This is a genomic window from Nocardia suismassiliense (assembly GCF_900269665.1).
GTDB classification, from domain to species: Bacteria; Actinomycetota; Actinomycetes; order Mycobacteriales; family Mycobacteriaceae; genus Nocardia; species Nocardia suismassiliense.
In genome coordinates this window covers 1273490-1285820 of sequence record NZ_LT985361.1, presented here as the reverse complement: position 1 = coordinate 1285820, position 12331 = coordinate 1273490, and the positions used below count along the sequence as shown (strand labels likewise).

Here is a 12331-nt window from a genome sequence, read left to right as displayed (position 1 = left end):
GCCGCTCAGCTCGAGGTATCGAGCAGAACGGCCAGCTGAGCACCGATGTCGGCCAGCGCCTCCGGTGCGGTCATCTGCGCGTGCGTCACCCCGATCGGCCGGTCGTGCACCGCACCCGTGACGTGCGGAGCCCAGTCGGTCGCAGTGGCGCGAAGCACATCCGCGGGATCGGCCACGGCGGCGCTGAAGTACTGCAGCGTGCCGTGGAACACCCCTGGACGGTGCTCGGCGATCAGTTCGGCCGAGCGGACCGCGCTGCGATAGATGCGACGCAACCGTTCGGGGGTCAGTGCGACCAGTTCCGGCGGGATCATCGCGTGCAGCGCGGCCAGGGCCTGGTCGCTCAGGTCGTAGATGTCGTCCTCGTCGGCGATCAGGTCGCTGCCGAGCCCGAGTTCGGCCAGCGCGCCGCGCACCGCCGCGCGGAAGCCCGCGACGTCGGGGTTCGGGTGGCTGTCCATCATGGCCAGCAGCGCGACCTGCTCGCCGTCGGCCTGCAGCTCGGTCGCGATCGCATGGGCGAGCACGCCGCCGAGCGACCACCCGAGCAGTTTGTACGGGCCGTGCGGTTGCACGGTCCTGATCTCGCTGACGTAGCGGTGCGCCAGCTCAACGATCGAGGCGGGCAGGTCGCCGTCCTCGGCCAGCGCCGGGGACTGCACGCCGTAGATCGGCTGGTCGGCGGGCAGGAACTGGGTGAGCCCCGCGTAGCTCCAGGCCAGGCCGTACATCGGGTGCAGGCAGAACAGCGGTGCCGCGGTGCCGCCGGTGCGGATCGGCAGCAGGACCCGCATCGCGGCGTCGGCGTCGGACTCCCCCGCGGTGTCGATCCGCGCGACGAGGCCGGCCACCGTGGCGTCGGTGAAGAACCACTGCACGCTGACGGTGGCGCCGGTGGCCTCGCGCAGCCGGCCGACCGCCTGCGCGGCCAGCAGTGAGTTGCCGCCGAGTGCGAAGAAGTCGTCATCGAGCCCGACCGTCTCCGCGCCGAGCAGCTCGGCAAAGACCTGGGCGACCGTCTGCTCCAGCGGCGAGCTCGGTGCCCGGAAGACGGTGCCGCTGACGAACTCCGGAGCAGGCAGGGCCTTGCGGTCGAGCTTGCCGTTCGGCGTCAGCGGGAGCGCGTCGAGCGGCACGATCGCATCCGGCACCATGTAGCCGGTCAGGAACCGCGCGGCCTGGGCACGCACGGTCACCGGGTCGATGTCGCTGTCGGCGACCACGTAGCCGATGAGCCGGTCGCCGTTGCCGTCCGAACGGACCAGGGCAACAGCCTGATTCACGCCGTCGCACCGCAGCAAGGCCGCCTCGACCTCGCCGAGTTCGATCCGGAAACCGCGCAACTGCACCTGCTGGTCACTGCGACCGGCGTATTCGAGCTGCGCTTTGTCGCCGCAGTCCCGCCAGCGGCCGACGTCACCGGTGCGGTACATGCGAGAGCCGGGCGCGCCGAACGGGTTTGCCACGAAGCGGGTCGCGGTGAGGCCGGGCCTGCCCAGGTAGCCGCGGGACAGTTGCGCGCCGACGACGTGGATCTCGCCGGGCACGTCCAGCGGGGTCGGGTGCAGGCGCGGGTCGAGCACGTAGGCGTCCAGACCGGGGATCGCCCGGCCGATGACGCTGGCCGGATTGTGCCGGTCCCGCTCGTCCAGCGGCAGGAACGACACGTGCACCGTGGTCTCGGTGATGCCGTACATATTGACCAGACGGGTTGCCGCGCCGTGCCGTTCGTACCAGCGCTCCAGCTTGCGCAGATCCAGGGCCTCGCCGCCGAACACCACATAGCGCAGCGCCAGCGCGTCCGGCTCGGCCGCCCGGTCGGCCTCCACCAATTGGTAGAAGGCGGACGGGGTTTGGTTCAGCACCGTCACCCGTTCGCGGACCAGCAACTCGCGGAACTGCTCCGGCGACCGCGAGGTCAGGTAGTCGACCACGACGACGGCGCCGCCGTGCGCGAGGCCACACCACAGCTCCCACACCGAGAAGTCGAAGGCGAACGAGTGGAACAGCGTCCAGACGTCGTTCTCGTCGAACCGGAAGAGGGTCTGGGTGTTCGCGAACAGCTCGACGACATTGCGGTGTGCGACACCGACGCCCTTCGGCACACCGGTCGAGCCCGAGGTGTAGATGACGTAGGCCAGATTGTCGGGGTGCAGTGGCGCGAGCCGGTCCGCGTCGTGGATGGGCGCGTCGGCGAAAGCCGCTGTCTCCTCGAACAAGACGACGGGCAGGTCACCGGTGGGTACGGCGGCGCGTTCGTCCAGCGTGGTCAGCACACAGACCGGAGCGGCGTCGGCGAGCATGAATTCGAGTCGCTGTGCCGGGTAGGTGGAGTCGATCGGCAGGTAGGCGGCACCAGTGGCAAGCACACCGAGCAGCGCGACCGGGAGATCCTCGGTGCGCGGCACGGCAACGGCCACCAGTGATTCCGGGCCCGCGCCCTGGGCGATCAGCGCGCGTGCCACTTGGTTGGCGCGGCGTTGCAACTCACGGAAGGTAAGTGTGCGGTCACCGAACCGGATGGCGATGGCGTCCGGCCGACGCCACACTTGATCGGCGATGAGGCCGGGCAGCGTGGCACCGGGCACCCAGGCGCCCAGCGAGTTCCATTCGTGCAGGACGAGTTCGCGTTCACCGGCGGCGAGCAGGTCGATATCGCCGACCACTACCGAATCGTTTGCCGCCACCGCCGCGAGGATGCGGCGGAAGCGGTCGGCGAAGTTCTGCACGGTCGCGGCGTCGAACAGATCGGTCGCGTAGGTCAGAACCGCCGAAATACCCTGTGTGTCGGGCTGTTCCGCGACGGTCAGTTGCAGGTCGAACTTGGCGGCCTGCACCTGCGGGTCGATGCCGGACACGGTGAGTCCGGGCAGCTCGAGCGAGGTCTGCGCCAGGTTCTGGAAGACCAGCATCACCTGGAACAGCGGATGCCGCGCCGCGGAGCGAACCGGATCCAGCAGCTCCACCAGGCGTTCGAACGGCAGGTCGGCATGGCCGAAGGCGGCCACGTCGGTCTGCCTGACGTCGGCGAGCAGCGCGTCGAAGGTGGCGCCCGGCTCGATCTCGTTGCGCAACACCAGGGTGTTGACGAACATGCCGATCATGTCGTCGAGTTCGGCCTCGCCACGACCGGCCACCGGGGTGCCGATGGCGATATCGGTGCTGCCGGACAACCGCGACAGCAGGACGGCCAGCGCCGCGTGCACCACCATGAACAGGGTCGAATTGTGCTGCTGAGCAACACGATCGAGGGCGGCGTGCAGTTCCGCGTCGAGCTCGAAGTCCAGCGTCGCGCCCCGGTAGGAGGCGGTGGCCGGGCGCGGGCGGTCCGCGGGCAGGGCCAGTTCGTCGGGCAGCGCGGCCAGCGCGGTGCGCCAGTACTCGGCCTGCTGAGCGATCAGGCTCTGCGGGTCGTCCTCGGCGCCGAGCACGTCGCGCTGCCAGATGCTGTAGTCCGCGTACTGGACCGGCAGCGGCGCCCAGGCCGGTGCCGCGCCGCCGGTGCGCGCGGCATAGGCCAGCACCAGGTCGCGGGTCAGCGGGCCCATCGACCAGCCGTCCGCGCTGATGTGATGCGCCACGAAGACCAGGACGTGGTCGGTGGTGTCGGCGACCTGGAACAGCTTCGCGCGGAACGGCACCTCGGTGGTGACGTCGAAACCCGCTGCGACGACGCGATATACCGCGTCCGGCACGTCGGCCGCGTCGATGCGTGCGGGCGCGAGATCGACCGGCACCTGCGCGGCGATGGACTGCACCGGGCCGTGCTGGGTCTGCGGGTAGGTGGTGCGCAGGATCTCGTGGCGGGCCACGAGATCGCGCACCGCCGCTTGCAGTGCCGCGACATCGAGGTCGCCGGACAGCCGGATGGCGGCGGGGATGTTGTAGACGGCCGAGGCGGTGTCGAACTGGTTCAGGAACCACATACGCTGCTGCGCCAGCGACAGCGGGATCTGCTCCGGACGGGGCCCTGCGACAAGGGCTTTGCGGCCGCCGGTGCCCGCGTACTGTTCGACCTTGGCAGCCAGACCTGCGACTGTCGAGGCTTCGAACAGAGTACGAACGGGGACACGGGAGTCCAGCGCGGCGCCGATGCGGGCCGCGACCTGGGTCGCCAGCAACGAGTTACCGCCGAGGCCGAAGAAGTCGTCATCGGCACCGACCCGCTCGACACCGAGCACCTCGGCATACACCGAGGCCACGATCTCTTCGATCGGCGTGGACGGGGCACGGAAGACCTGAGCCTCGAACTCGGGCTCCGGTAGTGCTTTCCGATCCAGCTTGCCGTTCACATTGAGCGGCAACGCATCCAGCTCCATGAATGCCGACGGCACCATGTACGACGGCAAACCAGCGGTCAGTGCCGATTTCACCTCGGCGACATCGACACCGGTGGTCGCGGGGACCAGGTAGGCGACGAGGCGGTCACCGGTGCGCGGGTCCGACTTGGCGATGACCGCGGCCTGCGCGATCTGCGGCAGCGCGAGCAGCGCAGCCTCGATCTCGGCGAGCTCGATGCGGAAACCGCGGATCTTCACCTGGAAGTCGGTGCGGCCCCGGTACTCCAGCTCACCGGAGGCATTCCACGCCACCAGGTCACCGGTCCGGTACATCCGCTCGCCGGTCTGGAACGGGTTGGCCACGAACCGATCCGATGTCAGATCCGCACGACCGAAGTAACCCCGCGCGAGCTGCACACCGGCCAGATAGAGCTCGCCGGAAACGCCGACCGGGACCGGCCGCAGCCGCGAATCCAGTACGAAGACTTGGCTGTTCCACTCGGGGGCACCGACCGGCACCGACGTCTGATCGTTGCGGGTGACCCGATGGCTGGTGATGGACACCGCGGCCTCGGTCGGGCCGTAGAGGTTGAACAGTTCGACGCGGGGATAGTCGCGCAGGAAGCGTTGCGCCAAATCACCGGGCAGCGCCTCGCCGATCGCCAATACCCGCCACAGGGAGGTCGGGAAGTCCGCCGTCGCCAATGCGTCGAGCATGGAGGGAACTACGTGCAGAGTGGTGACCCACTCACGGGCCATCAACTCGTTCAAGTACGCCGGATCCTGATGACCATCAGGCGCGGCAATCACCAAACGACCACCACACACCGCCGCCGACCAGAACTCCCACACCGAAAGATCGAACGTCGCAGCCGTCTTCAGCAGAATCGCATCCGCCGCATCCAACCCGAACTCAGTAACCTTCCACTGCAACTGATTCGCAATCGCCGCATGCGAAACAGCCACACCCTTAGGACGACCCGTCGAACCCGACGTAAAGATCACATACGCGGTATTCGCCGGACGCAACGGCGCAACCCGATCGGCATCGGTTACCGGGGAAGCATCGAGTCCCTCGAGGTCGAGCTCGTCGATCCGCACCAAAGGCGCTACCGGGGTATCGAACTCGGCCGCAGCGTTCGTCAGCACACACACCGGTGCCGCCGACTCGAGGATGTAGCTCGTACGCTCGGCCGCCTGCGCCGGATCCACCGGCACATACGCACCACCGGACTTGGCCACCGCATACATCGCCACGATCAGATCGATCGAACGCGGGAACGCCAGCGCCACCCGCGACTCCGGACCGACACCGATCGAAACGAGATACCGGGCAAGGCGATTCACCCGAGCATCCAGCTCGCCGTAGGTCACCTTCGCGCGACCTTCCGGCAGATCCGCTACCAGCGCCACGGATCGAGGATCGGCCGCCACCGCGGCGTCCAACAGCGAGACCAGCGTCGCCGACTCGTCGACCTGCTGTTCGGTCACGTTCCAATGCGCCAGCACCGCATCGCGTTCGGCCTCGTCGAGGATCTCGATATCGCCGACGGGCACCCGCGCATCCGCCACCACGGCGGCGAGAATCCGCGTCAACCGCTCGGCGAAACCTTGCACCGTCGCGGCGTCGAAAAGATCTGTCGCATAGGTGAAGAACCCACCCATGCCGGTGGGCACACCCGACTCGTCGTAGCCGTCGCCCACGATCAGGTGCAGATCGAACTGCGACACAGCCAGATCCGCGTCCAGCCCCGCGACCGTGAGGCCGGGCAGTTCGAGCGCGGTGCGCGCGATGTTCTGGAACGACAACCCCACCTGGAACAGCGGATGGTGCGCCGTCGACCGCGGCGGGTTGAGCACCTCGACCAGCCGCTCGAACGGAATGTCCGCATGCGCGAACGCCTGCAGATCGGATTCCCGCTGCCTGGTCAGCAATTCGGCGAACGACTCACCCGACTCGAACTGTGTCCGGAACACCACGGTGTTCACGAACATGCCGATCAGGTCGTCGAGCTCGCGCTCACCACGACCGGCCAGCGGCGTGCCGATGGCGACATCCGTGGCGCCCGAGAGCCGGGCCAGCAGGACGGCCAGCGCGGTGTGCACGACCATGAACAGCGTCGCACCGTGCGCGCGAGCAAGTTCCACGAGACCGGCATGGGTGGCCGCATCGATCTGCACGTCCACTCGCGCACCGGCCATCGACGCGATCGCAGGGCGCGGCCGATCCGTCGGCAACTCGAGCAGATCCGGCAGGTCGGCCAGGTGCGCTCGCCAGAAGCCGATCTGCTGCGCGGCAATCGATTCGGCGTCGGACTCGTCGCCGAGCACCGCCCGCTGCCACAGGGCGTAGTCGGCGTACTGCACCCGCAGCGGCGCCCAGCTCGGCGCCTCGCCCGCGGTCCGCGCGGCGTAGGCGACCATCACGTCGCGCGCCAGCGGGCCCATCGAGGAACCGTCGGCGGCGATGTGATGCACCACGACGGCCAGCACATACGTGTCCGCCATACCGTCGACCTGCAGCAGCGCCACCCGGACCGGCACCTCGGCGGTCACGTCGAACGAACTCGACGCCAGCGCGTACACCGCGCCCGCCACGTCGGCCTCGCTCAGTACCCGCGGCGTGACATCGAGGTCAACACCGTTGGGCGGCAACCCCACCTGGATCGGGCCGTCGGCCGTTTCCGGGTACACGGTGCGCAGCACCTCGTGCCGCGCCACCACATCGTGCAGCGCCGCGCCGAGCGCGGCCACATCCAGCGCACCGGTCAACCGCAGCGCGAACGGCAGGTTATAGGCGGCCGAGCCGGCCGTCTCGTCGTCCTGGTCGAAGCGGTTGAGGAACCACATCCGGCGCTGCGCCAGCGACAGCGGCAACTGATCCGGTCGCGCGATGCTGCCGAGCTCGACGCCGGGGCGCCCGTGTACCTGCGAGTCGATCACCGCCGCGAGACCGGCCACGGTGGGCGCCTCGAACAGCGTCCGCACCGGCACCCGGCCGCCGACCGCGGCACCGAGCCGCGCCACCACCTGGGTGGCGATCAGCGAGTTGCCGCCGAGGGCGAAGAAGTCGTCGTCAGCGCCGACCCTGGCCAAACCGAGCACCTCGCCGAAGACGCCCGCGATGATCTCCTCGACCGCCGTTGCGGGGGCCCGGAATTCACGGGCGGTGAACATCGGCTCCGGCAGCGCCTTGCGATCGAGCTTGCCGCTGGGGTTCAGCGGGAACGCGTCGAGCGCGACGACGGCGGCCGGAACCATGTAGGCGGGCAGCGTCTCCGCGACGGCGGCCCGTAGCTCCTGCGGGTCGATGTGCGCGCCGGGCGCGGCGACCGCGTAGGCGACCAGCTGGTCACCGAGCGATGACTGGCTGACCAGTGCGACGGCTTGGCTCACCGAATCGTGGGCGAGCAACGCGGTTTCGATCTCGCCGAGCTCGATGCGCTGGCCGCGGAACTTCACCTGGAAGTCGGTGCGCCCGAGGTAGTCCAGCACCATCTCGTCGTCGGCGTCGGCACCGGAGGCCTTGCGCCACACCACCAGATCGCCGGTGCGGTACATCCGCTGACCCGTGCCGAACGGGCTCGCCACGAAACGATCCGCCGTCAGGTCCGGCCTGCGGACGTAGCCGCGGGCAAGTTGATCACCGGCCAGGTACAGCTCGCCCGCCACACCGTCGGGCACGGGGCGCAACCGCGAGTCCAGCACGTAGACCTGGGTGTTCCACTGCGGCAAGCCGATCGGCACCGACCGGGTATCCGACCCGTCGGCCGGCCAGTAGGTCACCGACCCCGCGGCCTCGGTGGGCCCGTAGAGGTTGTGCACGTCCGCGTCGATCACCGCGTGCACCGCGGTGACCGTCTCCGGCGGCAGCGCCTCGCCGATCACGAAGATCTGCTCCAGCGTCGGCACGGCGCCCTTCGCGGTGTGCGCCGCGAAGATCGTCAGCATCGACGGCACGAAGTCGGTGACCGTCACCGACTGCGCGGCAATGGTTTCCGCGACGTAGGCCGGGTCGCGATGACCGTCCGGGGTCGCGACGACCAGTTTCGCGCCGACCCGCAGCGGCATGAAGAAGCCCCACAGCGACACATCGAACGTCGTCGCGGTCTTCTGCAGATAGACATCGTCCTGGTTGAGCGGGTACTCCGCCAGCATCCACTCGATCTGATTGTTGATCGCCGCATGCGAGACCGCGACACCCTTGGGGCGACCGGTCGAACCCGAGGTGAAGATGACGTACGCGGGATGCTGCGGCAGCACCCTCCGCAGCAGCTCGTCCTTGCGGACCGGGGCACTGTCGAACCGTGCCAGTTCGGCGGTGTCGATGGTCACGGTCGCAACGCCGGCGGGCACGGCGGCCGCGTCGGTGGAAGTTGTCACGACACAGGCGGGTTGCGCGGTATCGAGGATGTGCGCGATCCGCTCGGCCGGATGATCCGGATCCAACGGCACATAAGCGCCACCAGCGGTCACGATCGCGTACATGCCGACAACAAGATCCAGCGAACGCCGAATCGCCAGCCCTACCAGCGACTCCGCACCGACACCCTGCGAAATCAACAGCCGGGCAAGCTGGTTCACCCGCTGATCGAACTCACGATAAGTGAGCTCAGTGCCCTCGTAAGCCAGCGCGACAGCATCCGGCGTCGTGGCCACCATCTGCCGATAACCGTCGAGCAGCAGATCCGGTGCCACCCGCTGCCGGGTGTCGTTCCACTCGAACAGAATTCGATCCCGCTCGACCAGCGACAGCAGGTCGGCATCGCCGAACGCGCGGTCGGGATCGGCGGTGACCGAACGGAGCAGCCTGCGCAGCCTGGCAGCGAAGCGCGCGATCGTCGCCTCGTCGAACAGGTCGGTGGCATAGGTGAACATGGCCGACAGACCCGCGTCGTCGCCCTCATGCGGGGTGACGGTCAGCTGCAGGTCGAATTTGGCTGCCGCACCGTCCAGGTCGAGGGCCGCCGCGGACAGCCCCGGTAGTTCCAACGCGGGCTTGTCCATGTTCTGGAAGAACAGCGCCACCTGGAACAGCGGATGGTGCGCCTGCGAACGGGCGGGATCGAGCACCTCGACGAGCCGCTCGAACGGCAGCTCGACGTGTGAGAACGCCGCGAGGTCAACCTTTTTGGCGGACTCGACCAGCTCACGGAACGACTTGCCCGGCGCGGTGTCGGTGCGCAGCACGAGCATGTTGACGAACATGCCGATCAGGCCGTCCAGCTCGGCCTCGCCGCGTCCCGCCACCGGGGTGCCGATGGCGATGTCGGCGGATCCCGACAGTCTGGCCAGCAGCGCCGCGAAGGCCGCGTGCCCCACCATGAACAGTGAGGCGCCCGTGTCCAGTGCGATCGCCTCGAGCTTCGCCCGGATCTGGGCGTCCCCCTCGAACGTGTAGCCCCCGCCGCGACCGGAAGCCAGCGCGGGGCGCGGTCGATCCGTCGGCAGCTCGAGCCGGCCGGGCAGCCCCGCCAGCGCGGTTCGCCAGTACTCGATCTGGGCGGCGGCCACCGACCGTGGATCGTTCTCGTCGCCGAGCATCGCGCGCTGCCACAGCGCGTAGTCGGCGTACTGCACCGGCAGCGGCGCCCAGTCGGGCGCGGTGCCCGCAGCGCGCGCGAAGTAAGCGACGGTCAGGTCTTGCACCATCGGCGCCATCGAGGTGCCGTCGGCGGCGATGTGGTGCACGACCACGGCGAGCACGTAATCGTCGCTGCCCACCTGGAACAGTGCCATGCGCAGCGGCACCTCGGCCGCCACGTCGAAACCGGCCAGCATGAACTCGGCCAGCGTGTTCGGCAGCGCCGACGCCGCGAGCTCGGTCACCACCAGCTCCGGAATCGCCTGCGCCGCAGGCAACACCACCTGGTAACCGGTGCCGTCCACCGCCGGGTAGACGGTGCGCAGGGTCTCGTGCCGCTCGACCAGGTCGGCGACCGCCGCCTGCAGGGCGGGCACGTCCAGCGCGCCGGTCAGCCGGATCGCGAACGGAATATTGTTCGCCGCCGAGGCGGTATCGAACTGGTTCAGGAACCACATCCGCTGCTGTGCCAGCGACAACGGAATGTGCTCGGGGCGCGGCATGCGCGTCAGGGCCTGCCGCCCGCCCGAGCCCGCGATCGGCTCGAGCCGGGCCGCCAGACCGGCGACCGTCGGTGCCTCGAAAACCGTCCGGGCCGGCACCCTGGCGCCGATCTGCGCGCCGAGCCTGGCCACCACCTTGGTGGCGATCAGCGAGTTGCCGCCGAGGGCGAAGAAGTCGTCGTCGGCGCCGATCGCGGTATCGGCGTCGAGCAGCTCCGCGAAGATATCCGCCACCAGCAGCTCCAGTTCGCCACTGGGCGCACGGAATTCCTTGGTCTGCAACTGCGGTGCCGGCAGCGCGCGCCGGTCCAGCTTGCCGACCGGGGTCAGCGGGATCTCGTCGAGCACCGTGATGCTGGTAGGCACCATGTGCGCGGGCAGCTTGCGTTCGGCGAGCGCAATCAGCTCGTCGGTAGCGACCGCCGCACCGGGGGCCGCGAGCACGTAGGAGGCCAGAATCGTGGCGCCACTGTCGAGCTGGTGGCCGATGGTGACCGCGAAGTCCACGCTGTCGTGTCCGGCAAGCACCGCATCGATCTCCCCGAGCTCGATGCGGAAACCACGCACCTGCACCTGGAAGTCGTTGCGGCCCGCGTACTCCAGCCTGCCGTCCGCAGTCCAGCGGACCAAGTCGCCGGAGCGGTACAGCCGAGAACCGGTGGGGTCGAACGGGTTCGCGATGAAACGCGTCGCGGTGAGCGCGGGGCGCTCGTGGTAACCGCGCGCCACCTGGGCGCCCGAAATGTACAGCTCGCCGACCACGCCGTCCGGTACCGGCGAAAGCCGCTCGTCCAGCACGTATTCGGTGACGCCACGGATCGGCCCGCCGATGGTCAGCGGCGCGTCCAGCTCCAGCGGCGCACCGATGTTCACCACGATGGTGGTCTCGGTCGGTCCGTAGATGTTGAACAGCGCGCGCATTCCGCCGGACACCGGAAGCAGCCAGCGCCGCACCAGATCCGGCGGCCACGCCTCGCCGCCGACCGCGACGACCCCGAGGTCGTCCAGGCCGGCGGGATCGATGGAGGCCAGCGCGGCGGGCGTGATGAACGCGTGGGTCACCCGCTCACGGCGCAGCAGCTCGGCCAGATCGTCGCCGCCGAACACCGTCGGCGCGACCACGACCATGGTCGCCGCGCCGCCGAGCGCGAGCAGCATCTCCAGCATCGACGCGTCGAACGACGGCGACGAGAAGTGCAGGGTTCGTGCGGTACCGGTGACGCCGTAGTGGGTGCGCTGCTCCTCGCAGAAACCGGCGATCCCGGCCTGGGTGGCCACGACGCCCTTCGGCGCGCCCGTCGAACCGGAGGTGTAGATCACCCAGGCCGGATGCTCGGCGCGCAGCTGACGCACCCGATCGGCGTTGGTGATCGGCTCGGTCGAGTGCTGTTCGAGCGCGTGCAGCGTCGAATCGCCGTCGATGGCAAGCCATTCGACCTGCCCGGGCAGCTGGGTCGCCGCCTGCCTGGTGGTCAGGCCGAAGACCGCGCCGGAGTCCTTCACCATATGTTCGACCCGGTCGGCCGGGTAGTTCGGGTCCACCGGCACGAAGCCGGCGCCGGACTTGGCCACCGCCCAGACCGCGAGCACGGACTCGATCGAACGCGGGATGCCGATCGCGACGAGGTCTTCCGGGCCGATGCCGCGGTCGATGAGCAGCCGCGCCAACCGGGTCGACCGCTCGTCGAGCTCGGCGTAGCTCACCTGCGCCAGTGTCGCGACGGCGTCGGCGTAGCGCAGGGCGATGCCGTCGGGGTTCGCTTCGACGGCCGTCGCCATCAGCTGCGGCAGCGTGATGACCCGGGGCCGCCGGGTCCGGGCCGGGCGGACACGAGCGGGACGCGTCATGCGTTCACCAGTGCCAGGGTCTTGCTTCCCCGTCGCCGAGCCGACCGCACGTCCCCCACTACACGAACCATGAAACTCTGCTCATCCTGCCTGTCGAACATGTTTACGCCACACTT

General features: G+C 69.1%; 1 protein-coding gene. It reads right to left on the bottom strand.

All coding sequences use genetic code 11. From position 1 onward, the window contains the following. Positions 1–5: 5 nt before the first annotated feature. Positions 6–12215: a non-ribosomal peptide synthetase gene (locus DBO33_RS05820; RefSeq protein WP_234390706.1), complete on the bottom strand. Its 12210-nt coding sequence runs from the start codon at positions 12213–12215 to the stop codon at positions 6–8. Between the last annotated feature and the right edge of the window lie 116 nt (positions 12216–12331).

Bases quoted from the DNA above. Each gene is read 5' to 3' on its own strand.
- DBO33_RS05820 (WP_234390706.1), bottom strand. From the start codon at position 12,215: ATGACGCGTCCCGCTCGTGTCCGCCCGGCCCGGACCCGGCGGCCCCGG.